This is a genomic window from Thalassovita sp. (genome assembly GCF_963691685.1).
GTDB lineage: Bacteria > Pseudomonadota > Alphaproteobacteria > Rhodobacterales > Rhodobacteraceae > Thalassobius.
The window spans coordinates 3,552,545-3,570,071 of record NZ_OY829290.1 but is presented as its reverse complement, the minus strand read 5'-3'; the positions used below and the strand labels follow the sequence as shown (position 1 = coordinate 3,570,071).

Annotated in this window: 15 protein-coding genes and 4 pseudogenes; 13 read left to right on the top strand and 6 right to left on the bottom strand. The window is 55.2% G+C overall.

The genetic code is table 11. The annotated features are described in order from the left end of the window. Positions 1–238 precede the first annotated feature (238 nt). The 6 genes and pseudogenes from ACORLH_RS17100 to ACORLH_RS17075 all read left to right on the top strand — a co-directional run bounded on the left by ACORLH_RS17100 (position 239) and on the right by ACORLH_RS17075 (position 3,922). Complete coding sequence (locus ACORLH_RS17100) at positions 239–448, top strand: DNA-binding protein (RefSeq protein ID WP_321829580.1); 210 nt, start codon at positions 239–241, stop codon at positions 446–448. Positions 449–569: 121 nt separating this feature from the next. Beyond that, positions 570–1,274 carry a hypothetical protein gene (locus ACORLH_RS17095; RefSeq protein WP_321829579.1) on the top strand — a complete coding sequence of 235 codons (705 nt, stop codon included), beginning with the start codon at positions 570–572 and terminating at the stop codon, positions 1,272–1,274. Positions 1,275–1,639: 365 nt separating this feature from the next. After that, entirely contained in the window at positions 1,640–2,092 is a 453-nt protein-coding gene (locus tag ACORLH_RS17090; RefSeq protein ID WP_321829578.1) for a hypothetical protein, read from the top strand. Positions 2,093–2,471: 379 nt separating this feature from the next. Beyond that, on the top strand, positions 2,472–2,729 hold the full coding sequence (locus ACORLH_RS17085; protein ID WP_321829577.1) for a hypothetical protein: 258 nt from the start codon (positions 2,472–2,474) through the stop codon (positions 2,727–2,729). A gap of 67 nt (positions 2,730–2,796) precedes the next feature. Then, positions 2,797–3,143: pseudogene (locus ACORLH_RS17080) on the top strand (transposase); the annotation flags it as partial. A gap of 269 nt (positions 3,144–3,412) precedes the next feature. Continuing rightward, complete coding sequence (locus ACORLH_RS17075; protein ID WP_321829576.1) at positions 3,413–3,922, top strand: cyclic nucleotide-binding/CBS domain-containing protein; 510 nt, start codon at positions 3,413–3,415, stop codon at positions 3,920–3,922. A 141-nt stretch (positions 3,923–4,063) separates the two neighbouring features. On the opposite strand, the pseudogene ACORLH_RS17070 reads toward ACORLH_RS17075, so the two are convergent. From ACORLH_RS17070 to ACORLH_RS17045, 6 genes and pseudogenes are all read right to left on the bottom strand, one after another. After that, positions 4,064–4,264: pseudogene (locus ACORLH_RS17070) on the bottom strand (IS3 family transposase); the annotation flags it as partial. Positions 4,265–4,338: 74 nt separating this feature from the next. After that, positions 4,339–5,419: pseudogene (locus ACORLH_RS17065) on the bottom strand (DDE-type integrase/transposase/recombinase). A gap of 309 nt (positions 5,420–5,728) precedes the next feature. Continuing rightward, the gene (locus ACORLH_RS17060) at positions 5,729–6,094 is read right to left on the bottom strand and encodes a DUF3088 family protein (protein ID WP_321829575.1); all 366 of its coding nucleotides are present in this window, start codon (positions 6,092–6,094) and stop codon (positions 5,729–5,731) included. A gap of 138 nt (positions 6,095–6,232) precedes the next feature. After that, positions 6,233–6,760 carry a redoxin domain-containing protein gene (locus ACORLH_RS17055; RefSeq protein ID WP_321829574.1) on the bottom strand — a complete coding sequence of 176 codons (528 nt, stop codon included), beginning with the start codon at positions 6,758–6,760 and terminating at the stop codon, positions 6,233–6,235. Positions 6,761–6,762: 2 nt separating this feature from the next. Further along, entirely contained in the window at positions 6,763–6,930 is a 168-nt protein-coding gene (locus ACORLH_RS17050) for a hexameric tyrosine-coordinated heme protein (protein WP_321832843.1), read from the bottom strand. A gap of 248 nt (positions 6,931–7,178) precedes the next feature. Continuing rightward, positions 7,179–8,562, bottom strand: a pseudogene (locus ACORLH_RS17045) (IS3 family transposase). Between the two features lie 524 nt (positions 8,563–9,086). Here ACORLH_RS17045 and ACORLH_RS17040 point away from each other — a divergent pair. The 7 genes from ACORLH_RS17040 to ACORLH_RS17010 all read left to right on the top strand — a co-directional run bounded on the left by ACORLH_RS17040 (position 9,087) and on the right by ACORLH_RS17010 (position 17,490). Continuing rightward, positions 9,087–10,658 (top strand): acyl CoA:acetate/3-ketoacid CoA transferase, encoded by a 1,572-nt coding sequence (locus ACORLH_RS17040; protein WP_321829573.1) that lies wholly within the window; start codon positions 9,087–9,089, stop codon positions 10,656–10,658. Next, the gene (locus ACORLH_RS17035; RefSeq protein WP_321829572.1) at positions 10,655–11,422 is read left to right on the top strand and encodes an enoyl-CoA hydratase/isomerase family protein; all 768 of its coding nucleotides are present in this window, start codon (positions 10,655–10,657) and stop codon (positions 11,420–11,422) included. Before ACORLH_RS17040 ends, ACORLH_RS17035 begins: the two co-directional genes overlap by 4 nt. 3 nt (positions 11,423–11,425) lie before the next feature. After that, positions 11,426–12,949, top strand: coding sequence for an aldehyde dehydrogenase family protein (locus tag ACORLH_RS17030; protein WP_321829571.1), 1,524 nt, complete (start codon positions 11,426–11,428; stop codon positions 12,947–12,949). Positions 12,950–12,987: 38 nt separating this feature from the next. Beyond that, positions 12,988–14,244 (top strand): ABC transporter substrate-binding protein, encoded by a 1,257-nt coding sequence (locus tag ACORLH_RS17025; protein ID WP_321829570.1) that lies wholly within the window; start codon positions 12,988–12,990, stop codon positions 14,242–14,244. Positions 14,245–14,336: 92 nt separating this feature from the next. Next, a complete protein-coding gene (locus tag ACORLH_RS17020) occupies positions 14,337–15,230 on the top strand; it encodes a sugar ABC transporter permease (protein WP_321829569.1) in 894 nt (297 codons plus the stop codon). A gap of 25 nt (positions 15,231–15,255) precedes the next feature. After that, on the top strand, positions 15,256–16,137 hold the full coding sequence (locus tag ACORLH_RS17015) for a carbohydrate ABC transporter permease (protein WP_321829568.1): 882 nt from the start codon (positions 15,256–15,258) through the stop codon (positions 16,135–16,137). Between the two features lie 102 nt (positions 16,138–16,239). Then, entirely contained in the window at positions 16,240–17,490 is a 1,251-nt protein-coding gene (locus ACORLH_RS17010; RefSeq protein ID WP_321829567.1) for an ABC transporter substrate-binding protein, read from the top strand. Positions 17,491–17,527 lie beyond the last annotated feature (37 nt).

Sequence of the window (17,527 nt, the reverse complement as noted above, 5' to 3'; positions counted from 1 at the left end):
AACGGCATCTTTTTACTGGCGTAGGGATAATCAGAATCAAACTAAGAATAAGAATTGATGATGGTCGCGCGCCACACGTTGACCGCTGCTAGAGCGGCTTAAGTTCACGCACAGAATGTGAGCGTCGGCGACCACCATCCGATTGGTTAGGGGGGTAGAAATTTTTTCTACCCTCCCGCACTTCGCATCAATCCCCTTTGGATGCCCCATCTGCAATCTAGCGAAGGCATTCACGACCATGTCGAATCATTCGATCTCTCATCTCCCCGACGTTGACCCGCTGCTTAAGGCTGGTGAGGCAGCGAAAATGCTGTCGATCAGCGTGCCGAGTTTCTGGCGCCGTGTCGCGGACGGGTCTGTCCCGAAGCCGATCAAACTTGGTTCTTCTTCGCGCTGGGTCCGTTCGGAGATCCTTGCCGTCATCGAGAAGGCAAAGGCGCGCCGCTAGGAGCTTCTCAGTCTTAATAATGATGGGCCCATCGCGGCCCATCCCGTGCCCGTTTAGCGGGTCCTCTTACACTCCGGCGCGCCACAGATAACCGGTGAAAATTCTCCAGAAAGGAAACCTCATGAAAGGTGAAATGGTGTTTGCGCAGTTCAATTTGCGGGATCTGATGCTCTTGATCCGCCGACTGAATCACATCGAGTTGGGGCTGCTTATTTGCATCGCGGTCGAAAACTTTTTGGCTCTGGGGGCAATCCGCACTGACCGGTCTGACTGGTGGCGCCTGCTCGGCTTCAAGAGCAACAAAACGTTCAACAAGCATCTCGAGGCGCTTCTTGAGAAGGGGGTCGTTAAGGAAGATGGTGGCTCGATCATTGCCTACATCGCGGAAAAAGCGATCGATCACTTCATCGCAAAGTCGAAGCAAGGGAAGGTCGCAGTTGCGTGCCGCATGGATCGTCAGCAGCACGCATTGGATCCGTCTGACGCCCAGCAGGCCTCGCTGTCGCTGCCGAATGGTGTCGGGTTGTTCGTTAGCAGCCCCGAGATCTCTCCCAAGGATGATTGCAGTGAGTATGTTTCTCAATTTGATCGTCTTATCGACAATCTGAAGCAGCTCTGTGAGCGCGAAGGGCAATTTGTCCTTCGTGATGCTCTCGACAAGGAAGACGCCCAGCGCAAAGTCGAGGAATGGTTCGTGCTAAGTGCCTCACCGGAGACGCTCTATAAGAAGATCTCTCAGGTGATGAAAACGAAAGGCAGCGAGCAGATCTCTTCCTGGAACTTCTTCAGCAAGGCTATTGATGCGATGATTTCTAGCTCGCGCTAGGGGGCGAATGATGCCGGTTTTGTCAGTAGTGCGTTACTGGCAAAACGGCCAATCAATGGTGGTGATGCCGCAAGTTAACTACAATTTCTGCATTCTGACAGACCCGACAAATGAACTACCCATTTCAATTGGCTAACTTGGGTTCATCGGCCCGTCTGGCTTCCATCGTCTGTTGGTTGGCGGGAATGTCAAAGTGCTGCTGTACGATTGTCTTACCCAGCCCCAGGAACATCTCAACCGCGGCCCAAAGCAGACCCTTTGACGCTGCAAATGTGGGACTGACGAAGCTGACAGAAGCAAAAATCGGTTCGCGTTGCCCACCAAAAAGCTAGGCCGCAATGATTAATCGTAGGGAGGTTAGCCTAATGATTTGTGACGAAAATCCGCAATTGCGTATCGCTGATCTAGGAAAAAATCCCGAAAAAGCGATCTCTGGTCTGGGGAGGCGCATACAGCTTACGACAACCCCATGCCATTTTGGTGGCGTCCGCTATTGGTTTGTGTGCCCAAAGTGCAGAGGGCGTTGTGGTGTTCTATACCCCTACTACTGCAGAAAATGCAGCAACGGCCGCTACAAATCAGAGCTGATGAGCCCTCAACATCGCAAGGTTCACAAGGCCATAAAAATACGCGCCTCGCTGGGCCAAAAGTCGGGTGGCATTTTGGTCCCGTTCCCCGCAAAGCCGAAATGGATGCGCCGAACTACTTACGAGCGCTTGAAACAAGAAGCCACCACTCTTGAGAAATCGATCTTGGCCGAAACGGAGGTCTGGTTGCAGGCGCGCCGGCCGCCTCGTAAACTTCCCGACAAGTTCTGAGGCGCCCAAAGGATCTTTGTTTGCTAGAATCTTCAAGAAGCAAAATAAAACTGCTTTTGGACAACCTCGCGGGCGAAAATAAATGGCCGAAGTCTCGGTGGTATTGTGATTAGCGCGGAAACGGTTGCGCCGCGCGTTTGGTTGGCAAATAACCGGCTTGTCTTTGACTGGGAGGTTTACGCAGGTCGGCTGGCGGAGCAGACCGTGGATCAGCACCTCGCAGCAATCTGGTTCATGGATGAAGTCCTCACGGGAATCCTTCAATCAGCTCACAACCTGTAATCTAAATCACGTACGCTCAGCCCTGAAGGAGGCGATGGCGACAACGGGGCAAGGCCAGAAGTCACGCTCCACAGCGTCACACCCGGCCTCGCAGATCATGGGCTTCCTGCAATGGCTGATCAAACAAGATGGGTATAAACGTCTGCCTGCGGACCTGCCGACCTATTTTCAACTTCCAAAATCGGTCTCTGCCAAACCAATGCCGAAAGCCGAGAAGACCTGCGCGTCTTTGGAAGAAGCGGAAGCGCTTCTGGAATGCATGTACACGCTCACCCTTTCTGAGCGGCGCGTCCTGGCAATGGTCGCCATCGCCCTCCTTGGCCGCAAAGCACCTCAACCTGCCGTGGCTTCGTGACAATCTCTTTCGGCTTGTGTCGTTTGATTCCCACCTGTGATCCTCCGTTTCCTGAGTGTAGGGGTGACCGCCTGACCTTTTCATGACCGCTGGGCAAGTCAGCGATTATATCGGGGCACGGGCATTGCTGGGGGGCTTCCAAAAGTCGAATGGCTGCTCGTGGGCCGTGGCTATGACGTAGATTGGTTCAAAGAAGCGTTGAAAGACAGAGGGCTACGCCGATGCGCCCCTAGGCGAAAACAACGTAAGAAGACCATAAAGTGCGAGAGGCGCCGCTAGAAACGATGCATCCGCATAAAGGTAACTTTCTGCAGGCTAAAAGTCTAGAGCCGTGTAGCGAAACGTCACGACAGATGCCCAAAGGTCTTCCTGACAGCAATCTCTCTCACTGCCATCGCCATCTGCTGCCTTTGAAACTCAATGAGTCCAGACACTAGTGAACTCGCAACGATCGTCAATATGCTCGTCAAAGCAGGGCCGAGTTGGACCGCTCGGCCTAGAAGAGAAATACAGTTGCAAGAGCAGTTGTCCAGGCGAATACTGGCTAACCGGCCTTCAAGCGCTATTTCTATGTCGAGAACAGAGCGGAGTAGCAACGAACAGTAATCTCAATATCAGACAGCGTGCTTTTCATTCGGAGGACAATTATGCATACAAATACAAAGAGACGTGGAACGCGGTTAATGGATCGTCCCGAATACAACAGCAAACCGAGGCCCTTGACCGCACAGCCTACCGACACGGTGTCACACGCCGTCGCGAAAATGACAAAAAAAAATTACGGTTCGGTTGTAATTTTGGAGGCTGACTCCAATACCGTAGCGGGGATAGTTACGGAACGCGACATTCTAAATAAACTGGTAGCGGCAGGACTTGACCCAAAAGTTACCCCACTCAGTGACATCATGACCACCAATCCTCGGCTGGCAAGAGAAACCGATGACATGCTCGATTGGCTGAGGATAATGTCCAACGAGCGTTTCAGACGCCTTCCCGTTGTAGATGAGAGTGGAAGCATCAAGGCTGTTTTCACTCAAGGAGACTTTGTCTCCTACACGTGGCCGGATCTGTTTATGCAGATGAAATCTCTAGCTGGGGCTTCGGTGGTAAAAAACCTCACACTTTATCTGTTTGCTGTGGGCTTAGGATTATATTCCTTAGCAATGCTATTTATTATTGAAAGTTTGCAATAGCGTATTCCTCAGAGTGGCCCTCGTCAGAATGTTCTATGTATAATTGGGCTGCCCCAACTGAATTGGTTCGCCGGACCTGATGCGTTTGAGTGAGCTACTCCCCAATGTTTGGGCTGGTTTAGACGTAATTTAAGTTACTCTTTACTCCTGCTGATCGGTTTGGGTCTCTTCTTTGCTCAGCCAATAGACCAAGGCTGGGAGCTCGCCTCCAAGTGCGGCGTGTGGGCATTTGCGGTAGTGGAAATTGATCCATTTCTCAACGCCAGCCTTCGCCTCTGATCCGGTCTCCCAAGCGTGCAGGTAGACGCTTTCGTATTTTGGGGATCGCCAGAGCCGTTCCACTGTCCGTCGTGAGGGATTTTGGGACAGATGGCATCCTGATCTACGAGAGGGTCTGGCTCATCTGGTTGGTTTGATTATGCGGCGGATTTGCAGTGAAGCACGCGCCGGGTTTTGATAGTCTTTAGTTTAATCCTTTCTCGTTGTTTCAGGATGGTTTGGCCACGCCCGAAGTAGACGCAGGCGGGGGTGAGGTTCTGCGGGCTTTCGTGGTAACGCAGGTGGTTGTCGTGCTCAACAAAGGCGTCGATCTTCTGCGTGAGGTCGCCGGGCAGGTAGTAGTTTTCAAGCAGGATGCGGTTCTTGAGTGTCTGGTGCCAACGCTCGATCTTGCCCTATGGCTGGGGGTGATATGGGGCGCCTCGGACATGGTCCATCTGCTGATCTTCCAGCCAATCTGCCAACTCACCCGAGGTTCAACTCGAACCATTATCGCTGAGCAGGCGCGGCTTGTGCAGGACCGTCGCCTGATCGCAGCCCGAGGCCTGCATCGTCAGGTCAAGCGTGTCGGTCACGTCGCCGGATTTCATTGTTGTGCAAAGCTTCCATGCGATAATGTATCGGCTGTAGTCGCCCAGGATCGTCGAGAGGTAGAACCAGCCCCAGCCGATGACCTTCAGGTAGGTGAAGTCGGTCTGCCAGAGCTGGTTCGGTCGCGTGGTCTTGTCCTTGAACTCGTCGGCTGCTGACAGCACCACATAGGCCGGGCTGGTGATTAGATCATAAGACTTGAGAATGCGATAGACTGAAGCCTCTGACATCGAGACCTTTGTCCGCCATTGGTCCGAGGACAATGGTCGAGGATACTTTTCCGTGTCTTCGCCCCCATCCGCTGCCCGGCAGGGCATTGCAAAGCAATGTCCCGAGAGGGGCCGATCATGCTTTTTTTGAGCAGCCGCAGCTCCAGCGCCTGCTTGGCCACGACCTCTTTCAGATCGCGGGCCTTACGGCGCAAATCCTTAACCTCGCTCGACGTCGCCGCACGGGCCCTGTCGCCCGCCAGGCGCTTCTTCCCAGCCTCAAGGAACTCCTCGGACCAGCTGTAGTAGAGGCTCTGGGCAATGACATTTCGGCGATGCTGTCCTCGCCCTTCAGGCCGTCCAGCACGATCCTAATCTTCTCTTCCACTGAATACTGCTTGCGCGTCGCTCGGCGGATGTCCTTGACGACCTTCTCGCCATGGCTCTTGCGGGTTCAGGGTTTCTGTCTCATCTCCACTCCTTGGTGTTTACGATGTGCCAGAAACCCTCTCTTATCAAATCACACCAAAATGTCCCATTGGCGCTGACGTCAGACAGGATATTCTCAAAAGATTAATGTTGAGCGGCGTCCAGTGCTGGGACGCACTTAACTTGGTCCGAAACCACCAGCGGCGGAAGAGCCAGCATGATCTGACGTGTCTTTAACGTTAAGTCAGGCACACATTGGATGACGGATGCTGTTATGCGGGGCCAAGCGTAAGATCACTTATGGATGCCGCGAAGGTAAATCATACCGTGCGGAAAGATACGCTGCAATATGTTTGGTGTTGTCTATCCTGCGCGTTTTGCCCATGCCCTCAACGGACCATTGGCGCGAAATGTCATCGTCACCATTTGGGAAAATCAGCTGCGGGCAGGATTGATTTTCATGCCCTGCAAGATCAGGCAGGGCGCCACGCGGTTTTGAAAAGTCAACATATTCAATCTGCAGGGTTTGACGCAGGGAGTGGAATGCCGAAAGCAGGCCTTCAATCATGTTGCAATCGGGGCAATAGAAGGTGCCTGGTCCGACATCGGGATCACTGAATTGTGTTTTGAGAAGATACAATGTCGGATGTGTGGTTTCAGTCATAGGTAAGGTCCTTTCATCTACATGAACCAACTCGCCCGGATGTTTGTCTGCAATCAAATATCAAGTCGGCTGAAGCGGCCAAGGGGGTAGGTGTGCTGGGTGTTGAAATGGCGCCAATTAAGCACCGCATTGCACGGGTTAAACAGTACCATCTGTCTCATCGCAAGCAGAAGATACGTCGCCTTCGGAATTGTCAGAGTTTGGTTGGACGTGTGTTTCACCCAACAAAGTGGCAATTTCTGCTCCGAGGAGTAATTCGGAAATGTCTCCAAAATGATTGGCCCGCAACTCTCCGGATTTGTCGATCAGGATCAAGCTGGGCGTTCCATGCATCCGATAGGCTTCCATCGTTTTCGGTGTGGGCCCGGTGCCCGGTTGGTCAACCCCGACCGGAAAATTGATGCGGTATTCGTGCAGGAAAGCCTCCAATGAAACTGAGGTCATCGCATCATGATGTTGAAAAACAGTATGCAAACCCAAAAGGGCCACCTTGGCCTGTTGGAATGTGGCTTGGATCTTTTTCACAAGCGGCAGGCCATGCATGACGCAGCCTGGACATAGTATTTGAAATGCCTCAATCACGACGACTTTGCCACGCAACTTCGCCAGGGTCAGGTCTTCATTTGTGTTGAACCATTTCTGGATTTGCAACTCTGGTGCGGGCATGTCTACTCCCTCCAAAAATTTCTTGCGGCCGCGACGGTGTGAAAGTTTGCGGCGAAAATCGCCGAAATATCGATCAATGCCGTCGGATTGAATTCGTAAATCGGTCGGAGACGCTCTCGAACTTCTGCATTAGGCTGGCTCTTTTTGACGGCGAAACGCGACCGTTTGATCGCAAGTGTCTGACGTCAGCACTTATGGGGCCAAATAGGTTGATTTGCTAAGAGAGGGTTTGTTGCTCATCGTAGCCACTGAGGAGTGGACGATGAGAAAGACAACAAAAAGCCCTGGCGAGAAGATCGTCAAAGACATCAAACGTGCGACCCGTAAGTGCTGACGTCAGACACTGTCCGTCATCAGAGTTTTTGGAACCAAGAGCGGCGTAAACTAAAAGAGTGTTCGGCTCATCTTGTTGGTTTGATTATGCTGCGTGCTGGCGGTGATGCAAGCGCCGCGCGTCGAGTGTCTTTCGTTTGATCCTTTCTCTTTGCTTTAGAATAGCTTTGTCACGGCCGAAGTAGACGTCGGCGGGTGTGACGTTGTTCAGGTTCTCTTGGTATCGCTGGTGGTTGTAATGATCGACGAAGGCCTTAATCTGGGCTTTGAGGTCGCCAGGCAGGAAGTAGTTCTCCAGCAAGATGCGGTTCTTCAGGGTTTGATGCCACCTCTCAATTTTACCCTGTGCCTGGGTATGATAAGGTGCGCCCCTGCTGTGCTTCATTCCTTTGTCCTGCAACCATTCCGCCAGATCACCAGATACGTAACTTGACCCATTGTCTCTCAGCAGGCGCGGCTTATGAACAACGTGGACCTGATCACATCCCGACGCCTCAAGCGCCAGATCCAGCGTATCAGTCACGTCTTCAGCCCTCATGTTTGTGCAGAGTTTCCACGAGATGATGTAGCGGCTGTAATCGTCGAGGATCGTGCTGAGATAGAACCAACCCCAGCCCAAAACCTTGAGATACGTGAAGTCGGTTTGCCAGAGTTGGTTGATGGCCGTAGTTTTGTCTTTGAACTCATTTGCCGCCTTGATGACGATGAAGGCGGGGCTGGTGATCAGGTCATGGGCTTTCAGCATCCAGTATGTTGAAGCCTCTGATACAAAATAGCTTTCTTGATCCGTGAACGTGACTCCCAAATCCCGTGGTGATAATTCTGTTTCCTTTAGAGCTAATTTGACGACCTTGCGCCGCACCTCATCAGGGATGCGGTTCCAGACGTGTTTGGGCTTGGGAGATTGGTCCTGCAAACCAGTCTCGCCGGACTGCCGGTATCGGTCATACCAACGATAGAACGTGGTGCGCGGGATACCCAGTTTGGCCAGCGTTTGGCGCGCTGAAAGATGCGAGCCTTCGACCTGCCGGATGATCTCCAGCTTCTCTGATGCGGCATACCTCATTCTTGGTCGCCCCCATCCGCTGCCCGGCAGGGCATTGCAAAGCAATGTCCCGAGAGGGGCCGATCATGCTTTTTTTGAGAAGACGCAATTCCAGCGTTTGCTCGGCCACGACTTCCTTCAGATCGCGGGTTTCACGACGCAGGTCTTTGACTTCGTCGGTCGTGGCCGCGCGGGCGGCATCGCCAGTCAACCGCCTTTTTCCGGCTTCCAAGAAGTCCTTGGATCACTTGTAGTAAACCCCCTGGGAAATCCCCTCACGGCGGCAAAGCTCAGCAATGCTATCTTCGCCACGCAGGCCATCCAGCACGATCCTGATCTTCTCTTCAGCTGAATACTGTTTGCGGGTTGCCCGTTTGATGTCTTTGACGATCTTCTCGCCGGGGCTCTTGGTTGTCTTTCTCATCGTCCACTCCTCGGTGGTCACGATGAGCCAGAAATACTCTCTTATCAAATCGCCCTATTTGGACCCATAGGCGCTGACGGCAGACAAGAATCAGGGCCACATCTCGAAGCGCTGGATGAAAATTACAGGAAAAAACTGCAGTTTTTGAAAGTTAGACCTTGCCTTGGATGGCGGTGTGAAATTTGAACTCTTTGACCTGCCCGGCCGTTTCTCCGGCCCAGCAGGCGCGAGGCGTGCGGGTACGGCATATTGTTTTGCGTTAAATCGACCGTGATGCCGCGATTGCGGGCCTTGCAAAACTGGTGTCACTGTTGGATCGTTCCAAATCGATGGATTCGCAGACCGGCGGTTTACGTCTCGCCAGAATCTCCATGGTTCTGCCGCAAGAACTCTACGAAGTTTCTTAACAACTGAAATTGCACCATTTTTGTTAATGATTTTTTCCTATTGCATATTTTGGAACGTTCCAGTATTTATTTGGAACGTTCCAAAAATTCTTTTGCTTGGAACGTCTGGAGGAAAAAATGACCAAAGTTGTACGAGTTGCGGATGCGGTGTCCCGAATTGAGGATGGTGCCATTGTGACGGTGTCATCGTCGTCCACCTTGGGTTGTCCCGACGCGGTTCTGGCGGCGATTGGCGCCCGGTTCGACGCGACAGGTCACCCGCACAAGATCACATCGCTCCACCCGATTGCTGCAGGCGATGTCTATGGTGTGAAGGGTATGGATTATATCGCCAAAGATGGCCTGCTGGACCGCGTTTTGGCCGGTTCCTACCCATCTGGCCCATCAAGTGTAGAAATGCCCGAGATTTGGAAAATGATCGTCGAGGACCGTGTGGCTGCTTACAATGTACCCTCGGGCATTCTGTTCGACATGCATCGCGAAGCTGCAGCCAAGCGCCCTGGCGTTTTGACCGAAGTTGGCTTGGATACCTTTGTGGATCCGATCCGTCAGGGCTGTGCGATGAACGACAAAGGAGCCGCTGCACCGATTGTCGAGCGTGTAGAGTTTGGCGGCAAGGCATGGCTACACTTTCCGAATATCGCGCCTGATGTTGCGATCATCCGGGCCACAACTGCCGACGAACGGGGCAACCTTACTTACGAACATGAAGGCGCCTATCTTGGTGGTCTTGAACAGGCGATTGCTGCACGCACCAACGGTGGCATCGTGATCGCGCAGGTCAAGCGGGTGACTGCCAACGGGTCACTGCGCCCCCATGACGTGCGCGTGCCTGGCCATTTGGTTGATTTCGTCGTCGTTGACCCGGATCAAATGCAAACCACCGAAACGCCCCATGATCCGGCTATTTCAGGCGAGATCATGCGTCCGTGGAGCAGCTTCACGCTCGCTGAACATGGCATTGAGAAGGTGATTGCTCGCCGTGCTGCGATGGAGTTGCAGCGCGGGATGACGGCCAATCTTGGGTTCGGCATAAGCGCTATGGTGCCGCGCGTCTTGCTGGAAGAAGGCCATCCGGACGCCGTCACATGGGCAATTGAGCAAGGTGCCGTGGGGGGGATTCCACTGACTGGCTTCGCCTTTGGCTGCGCCTCCAACGCGGATGCATATGTCCCGTCGCCCCAGCAGTTCATCTACTTTCAGGGTGGCGGTTTTGACATGTCATTCCTTTCTTTTCTTGAGGTCGATGTCGAAGGCAACGTAAACGTCTCCAAGCTGGGCAAAAAACCTTATCTGACCGCTGGCTGTGGTGGTTTCGTGGATATTACCGCGAAGGCCAAAAGCATCGTCTTCTCAGGCTGGTTCGAAGCTGGTGCAAAGGTTGGGCTGAGCGATGATGGCATCAACATTGAAGCCCCGGGCAAGTTCGCTAAAATGGTGGACGAGGTCGAACATATCACGTTCTCGGGTCGTCGCGCGCGGGAACAAGGGCAGAATGTAATCTATGTTACCGAACGGTGCGTGATCTCGTTGCAGGGCAATGGGTTGGTCGCTACCGAGATCATGCCGGGGATTGACCCGCAAGAGCATATCATTGGCCCGTCCCGAGGCCGGGTGCAGGTCGCCGAGAACGCGCAAGTTATGCCGAAAACGCTGCTCTTGGATGCGCCGATGGGGCTGGTGCTGTGAGCAAGATTACCTTGTCATATGATGGCGCAATAGCTGTGCTGACCGTGTCGAACGAGTCAAAGTTGAACGCTTTGACGACGACGATGCTGGACGCGCTTTATAGGCACCTGTCCGAGATAGACCGCAGCACCGACACGCGTGCGGTGATCGTGACTGGCGCGGGTGAAAAGGCGTTTTGCTGCGGAGCGGATATCGCTGAGTGGGGGGGGCTAGCGCCCGCCGAATTTGCCCGTGGGTGGGTTCGCGATGGACACCGAATTTTTGACCGGTTGGCGCGCCTTTCAAAGCCCACGATTGGCGCTTTGAACGGTCACGCCTTTGGCGGTGGTTTGGAGCTGGCCGCGGCCTGTGACATTCGAGTGATGACGCCCCGCGCCACATTGGCCTTGCCAGAGGCAAAGGTTGGGATTGTGCCCGGTTGGTCCGGCACCCAGCGCCTGATGCGCTTGATACCAGAGCCAGTAGCCAAGGAGATGGCGCTCTTTGGTCGCCGCATCAGTGCAGGGCGTGCCCGAGACGTGGGATTTGTAGCCGAGATCACTGACAACGTACTGGGGGCAGCCCATCAAATCGCCGCCGATCTGGCCGATGTCTCCCCCCGTGCAAACGAGATCACTAAGACCATGATCCACGGCGCGGTCGGCGAAGACCGGGGTGCCGCGATTGAGGCCCTTGGGGCTGCAGCAGCGGGTGCCAGCGCGGATCGAGACGAAGGCGTTGATGCCTTCCTGAATAAACGTTCCACCAAATTTACAGGGCAATAGAATATGAAGGATCTGACCATCAACACGGCGACCGCCTATGATCTTCCGCCGCCCTTTTCCGGTCGGCATATGATTGACGGCGCTTGGGTCGAAAGCGCTGAAACGTTTGAACGTGCGTCGCCCTCACATGACGTGGTTGTCAGCCGGAATGCCCTCGCTGGTGAGGCCGAGACTGAGGCAGCGATCGCTGCCGCCCGTCGTACATTTGACGCAGGTGTCTGGAGCCGCATTTCCGCTAAAGAACGGGCTGCTGTGCTGCTGAAGGTCGCTGATCTGATCGAGGCCAATGTTGAACGCATCGCCGTTCAGGAAACACTGGAAAGCGGCAAGCCCATCAGCCAGTCCCGCGGCGAAGTTGGTGGTGCGGCCGACCTTTGGCGCTATGCGGCATCTCTAGCGCGGACGTCACATGGGGATAGCCACAACAGCCTGGGCGAAGACATTCTGGGCGTCGTCGTCAAAGAGCCCATCGGCGTTGTTTCGATCATCACGCCGTGGAATTTCCCCTTCTGGATCCTGAGCCAGAAACTACCATTTGCCCTTGCTGCGGGTTGCACGGTGGTCGTCAAACCGTCCGAGATGACGCCGTCATCGACGGTTATGATGGGGGAACTGCTGATTGAGGCGGGTTTGCCAGCGGGCGTCTGCAACATCGTGCTGGGATATGGCCAACCGGTGGGCAGCCTGATGTCGACCCACCAGGACGTGGACATGGTGACTTTCACCGGCTCCACGGCGGTGGGCAAGCTGATCACGCAGGCCTCTTCGAGCACGTTGAAAAAAGTCGCATTGGAACTCGGTGGCAAGAACCCACAGGTTATCATGCCCGACGCGGATTTGGAGAACGCCGCCGACGCGGTCACCTTCGGTGTCTACTTCAATGTCGGTCAGTGCTGTAACTCCTCTAGCCGCATCATCGTGCACGAAGATATCGCGGAGGCCTTTGTAGCCCGCGTGGTCGACATGTCGCGGCAGGTCAAGTTCGGCGATCCGCTCGATGACAGCACGCAAGTGGGCGCGATCGTCACGGCAGAACACAACACCAAGATCGACAGCCACGTCCAAGACGCCGTCAAGGCGGGCGCCAAGGTCGAAATCGGCGGTGGGCCACTGGTCGTTGATGGGCTTGGATCACAATTCTATCAGCCAACCGTCGTGTCAAACGTGACCCCAAACATGGCCATCGTCCGGGAAGAGGTCTTTGGTCCAGTCCTGACCGTCCTGACGTTCAAGACGCTGGAGGAGGCCATCGCCCTGGCCAACGACAGCGACTACGGCCTGTCAGCGGGGATATGGAGCAACGACATCCACACCTGCCTTGAATTTTCCCGCGGCGCCCATGCGGGCACGGTTTGGACCAACACCTGGATGGATGGCTACCCGGAACTCGCCTTTGGTGGGGTCAAGCAATCCGGCCAAGGCCGCGAAATCGGCAAATATGGATATGACGAATTCCTTGAGGTGAAATCCCTGGTGATGCGCGTTGGGCGCGACAGCCGGCCACCTTGGGTTCAAAGCGGCGCCTAAAGCTGCCGGATAATCGAAACGCAGAAAGGGAGGAAATTATGCGTTTATACTTGAAAACGACTGTAATTGCACTTGCGCTGACAGCGGCCACTGGTGCCGTCAAAGCTGATGGACACGGTGGTGTGGAAGTTCTGCACTGGTGGACATCTGGCGGTGAAGCAGCAGCGCTTAACGTGCTCAAAGGCGATCTTGAAGGCCAAGGCATTGGCTGGACCGACATGCCTGTCGCGGGCGGCGGCGGTGAGCAGGCTATGACCGTTCTGCGCGCCCGTGTGACCGCAGGTAATCCGCCGACAGCCGTTCAGGGCCTGGGCTTTGACATCATCGACTGGGCCAATCAGGGCGCTTTGGCCAACCTCAACGATGTTGCCGCCGCAGAAGGCTGGGATGACGTTGTGCCCGCCGCCCTGCAGCAGTTTGCTAAAGTGGGTGGGGAATGGGTCTCCGCACCGGTGAATGTGCATTCCACTAACTGGGTCTGGGCGAACAAAGCTGTTCTGGACGCCAACGGCATCGCAGTTCCTGAGACATGGGAAGACTTCGCCGCGGCCCTCGACACGCTGGCGGCTGCCGGTGTGACACCCATCGCCCATGGCGGTCAACCCTGGCAGGAGGCCACCGTATTTGACGCCGTTGCTATGTCGGCACTCGGTCCCGATGGCTATCAAGCAGCCTTTATTGATCTCGACCCTGAGGCACTTGGCTCTGACGCAATGAAAGAAGCGTTTGACCGTATGGCCGTCATCCGTGCCAACGTCGACGAGAACTTCTCTGGTCGTGACTGGAACCTTGCGACAGCTATGGTCATCAACGGCGAAGCGGGCTTCCAGATGATGGGTGATTGGGCCAAGGGTGAGTTCCTGAACGCGGGCAAGGTGCCGGGCGAGGATTTCCTCTGCTTCCGCTTCCCAGGCACGCAGGAACAGGTCACGTTCAACGCTGACCAATTCATGATGTTCGATCAGGGCGGCGCAGTGTCCGACGAGCAAGCAGCCTTGGCATCGGCCATCCTATCTCCCTCCTTCCAGTCCGCCTTTAACGTGGTCAAGGGGTCGGTTCCAGCACGCACTGATGTGTCCGATGCCGACTTTGACGCTTGCGGGCAGCAAGGCATGGCGGACCTCGCCGCCGCCTCCGAAAGCGGCAACCTCTTTGGCTCCATGGCCCACGGCCACGCCAATGAAGCGGCTGTGAAGAACGCCATGTACGACGTGATCACCGCCCACTTCAATGGTGAGTACATCAGCGAAACCGCTGTGGATGAGCTGATCACAGCCGTTGAACTTGCCCAGTAATCGCTGAGCAATCCTCCCAGTGGCGGGGTGGTCCTATAGCCACCCCGCTGCATGAAAACCACTCTCATTATTCAGCCTAAAGGGGGCGCGTGATGGCACAGACAGCCGACGCGGATTTCAAGACGCGACTACAATCCTGGTTGCCAAAATTGGTGTTGTCACCATCGCTGGCCATGGTGCTGGTCTTTGTCTATGGCTTCATCATCTTTTCGGTGTATCTGTCGTTTACCGATAGCCGTTTGCTGCCGTCATACGGCTGGGCCGGGTGGGAGAATTACTCCAAACTCTGGCGTCTTAGCCATTGGGAAATCTCCCTTACTAACATGGGCACCTTTGCTGTGCTCTACATCAGCATCTGCACGGTACTTGGCCTCAGCCTTGCGATCTTTTTGGATCAGAAAGTTCGGGCCGAGGGGGTGATCCGGACGATCTACCTTTACCCCATGGCGCTGTCATTCATCGTCACAGGCACCGCGTGGAAATGGTTCCTCGACCCTGGCATTGGCCTTGAGAACGTGCTGCAAACCTGGGGTTGGACCAGTTTTGAATTCGATTGGATCAAGAACCGCGATTTTGCAATCTACACCGTTGTCCTTGCCGCCGTCTGGCAGACAAGCGGGTTCGTCATGGCGATGTTTCTGGCAGGCCTACGCGGGATCGACAACGAGATACTGAAGGCCGCCCAGATGGATGGCGCGTCGAACTGGAACCTCTACCGTCGGATCATCATTCCGCAGCTGCGGCCTGCGTTCCTATCCGCCTTCGTGATCCTGAGCCACCTCGCGATCAAGACGTTTGACTTGGTCATCGCGCTGACCGGCGGTGGCCCCGGCCGTGCCACCGAACTGCCCGCGACGTTCATGTATTCCTACACGTTCAGCCGGAATCAAATGGGCATTGGTGCCGCATCTGCCACGATCATGCTCATGACCATCGCAGCAATCATGATCCCCTACCTTTACGTCGAACTGCGGGAGAAGAAGTAATGGCCGATCCAAAGGAGCGCTCAAAATGAGTATCGCAAGCCAAGACACCGCCATTCGCACAGGCCGGGTGACGCGGACGCTGATCTACCTCGTCCTGTTGCTTTTCGCGCTGTTCTACATGCTGCCGCTCTATGTGATGGTCATCAACTCGGTGAAACCGCTGGATGAAATCACCGGTGGGGGCATGATGAACCTGCCGCAGGTCTTTACGCTAGAACCGTGGGCCAAGGCGTGGTCTTCCGCCCAGATCGGGGTCGATCCGACGGGGTTGCGGCCTTACTTTTGGAACTCGATCTCGATGGTTGTGCCAGCGGTCGTAATCTCTACCGTGTTGGGTGCGCTCAACGGTTACGTCCTGACCAAATGGCGGTTCCGTGGAGACACGATCTTGTTCGGTCTGATGCTGTTTGCCTGCTTCATTCCGTTTCAAATCGTGCTGATCCCCATGGCCCGGATGCTTGGGCTTATGGGGCTTGCGGGCACGACATGGGGTCTTGCCCTGGTACACATCGTCTATGGCATCGGATTCACGACGCTCTACTTCCGCAACTACTATGCGGTCTTTCCGACCGAGTTGGTCCGCGCGGCACAGATTGACGGTGCAGGGTTCTTCCAGATCTTCTGGCGTATCCTGCTGCCCTCATCCGGTCCCATCGCCGTTGTCTCGATAATCTGGCAGTTCACCAACATCTGGAATGATTTCCTGTTTGGGGCGTCCTTTGCGGGGGCGGATAGCCAGCCGATGACCGTTGCGTTGAACAACCTTGTTCAGTCGTCCACCGGGGTCAAAGAATACAATGTCCACTTTGCGGGCGCGATCCTCGCGGCCCTCCCAACCCTTGTCGTTTACATCGTTGCAGGCCGCTACTTTGTGCGCGGTCTGATGGCCGGATCGGTGAAAGGATAAGACGTTTAGTGGCCGGGAAGCGGCGGCAACCGCCCCCGGCCGCGTTGAGATCAACAATCATCGGTTGCGCGAGCCGATCCCAACATGAGAGGAAAACCACAAATGAAAAGAATTGCCAACATAGCTGCAATCACGCTTTGTTTTTCGTCGGCACAGGCCGTCGCGGAAACCAGCGTCGAAGTCATGCATTTCTGGACATCCGGGGGCGAAGCTGCGGCCCTAGGCGTGATTAGAGACAAAGTCGTTGAGGCCGGTATTGAGTGGCAGGACGCCCCCGTCGCGGGTGGCGGTGGCGACCAAGCCAAAACCGCACTGCAGACACGGATCGCGGCGGGCGACCCACCCGCGGCCATGTTGATGCTCGGTCAGAACATCATCGATTGGGCCAATGAAGGCATTCTCGGTGACGTCAATGCTCTGGCTGAAACCGAAGGGTGGGATGATGTCCTTCCTCAAGCCGTGCAGGATTTCAACAAGATCAATGGTGCCTATGTGGCGGCCCCAACGAACGTGCATCGTACCGACATGATCTGGGCATCCCGTGCTGCCTTTGATACGATTGGCGCGGACTTCCCAACGACGTGGGATGAGTTCAACGCATTGGCACCCCGTTTCGTGGAGGCTGGCATCGTACCGATCGCCCATGGCGGGCAGGCGTGGCAAGAGGCCTACATGTTCGAGGCCCTCGTTCTTGGCGTTGGTGGTGCTGACTTTTACCGTGCGGCGTTGGTCGACCTTGACCCTGAGGCGCTTCGGTCTGAAACGATGCAATCTGTCTTTGCGCAGATGGCTGGCATCCGAGGCATGGTCGATGAGGACTTTTCTGGCCGCGACTGGAACCTCGCGTCGGCCATGGTCATCAACGGCGAGGCCGCGATGCAAATCATGGGTGATTGGGCCAAAGGTGAGTTCACCAACGCCGGTCAAGTCGCAGGCGAGGACTTTGCTTGCATTCCTGTTCCTAAAACGGATGCTGGCGGCTTTGTGTACCTCGTGAACTCGCTGAGCTTCTTCGCCCAACCGGATGCAGAGGCGGCAGATGCGCAGGCGACCTTGGCAAGTGCAATCATGGATCCTGAAGTTCAGGTTGCCTTCAATCAAGCGAAAGGCGCGATCCCAGCGCGGACTGATGTGGATTTCTCAGCGCTTGATGCCTGTGCGCAAGCCTCGGCTGCAGACTTTTCGGCAAGTGACACCGCCGGAACAGCTGTTCCAACTTTCGCAGGCACCCACGCGGCGCAAGCCAGTGTTGTGGGGGCTGCGACGGACGTCATTACTGAATTTTTTAACACCGACATGACGCCGGAAGACGCGGCAGAGCAACTTGCAGAAGCGGTTGAGCTGGCCCTGTAATATTATCGACGCGCGTGATCATAGCGCGCGCCAACCA

Bases quoted from the DNA above. Each gene is read 5' to 3' on its own strand.
- ACORLH_RS17100 (WP_321829580.1), top strand. From the start codon at position 239: ATGTCGAATCATTCGATCTCTCATCTCCCCGACGTTGACCCGCTGCTT.
- ACORLH_RS17095 (WP_321829579.1), top strand. From the start codon at position 570: ATGAAAGGTGAAATGGTGTTTGCGCAGTTCAATTTGCGGGATCTGATG.
- ACORLH_RS17090 (WP_321829578.1), top strand. From the start codon at position 1,640: ATGATTTGTGACGAAAATCCGCAATTGCGTATCGCTGATCTAGGAAAA.
- ACORLH_RS17085 (WP_321829577.1), top strand. From the start codon at position 2,472: ATGGGCTTCCTGCAATGGCTGATCAAACAAGATGGGTATAAACGTCTG.
- ACORLH_RS17075 (WP_321829576.1), top strand. From the start codon at position 3,413: ATGGATCGTCCCGAATACAACAGCAAACCGAGGCCCTTGACCGCACAG.
- ACORLH_RS17060 (WP_321829575.1), bottom strand. From the start codon at position 6,094: ATGACTGAAACCACACATCCGACATTGTATCTTCTCAAAACACAATTC.
- ACORLH_RS17055 (WP_321829574.1), bottom strand. From the start codon at position 6,760: ATGCCCGCACCAGAGTTGCAAATCCAGAAATGGTTCAACACAAATGAA.
- ACORLH_RS17040 (WP_321829573.1), top strand. From the start codon at position 9,087: ATGACCAAAGTTGTACGAGTTGCGGATGCGGTGTCCCGAATTGAGGAT.
- ACORLH_RS17030 (WP_321829571.1), top strand. From the start codon at position 11,426: ATGAAGGATCTGACCATCAACACGGCGACCGCCTATGATCTTCCGCCG.
- ACORLH_RS17025 (WP_321829570.1), top strand. From the start codon at position 12,988: ATGCGTTTATACTTGAAAACGACTGTAATTGCACTTGCGCTGACAGCG.
- ACORLH_RS17020 (WP_321829569.1), top strand. From the start codon at position 14,337: ATGGCACAGACAGCCGACGCGGATTTCAAGACGCGACTACAATCCTGG.
- ACORLH_RS17015 (WP_321829568.1), top strand. From the start codon at position 15,256: ATGAGTATCGCAAGCCAAGACACCGCCATTCGCACAGGCCGGGTGACG.
- ACORLH_RS17010 (WP_321829567.1), top strand. From the start codon at position 16,240: ATGAAAAGAATTGCCAACATAGCTGCAATCACGCTTTGTTTTTCGTCG.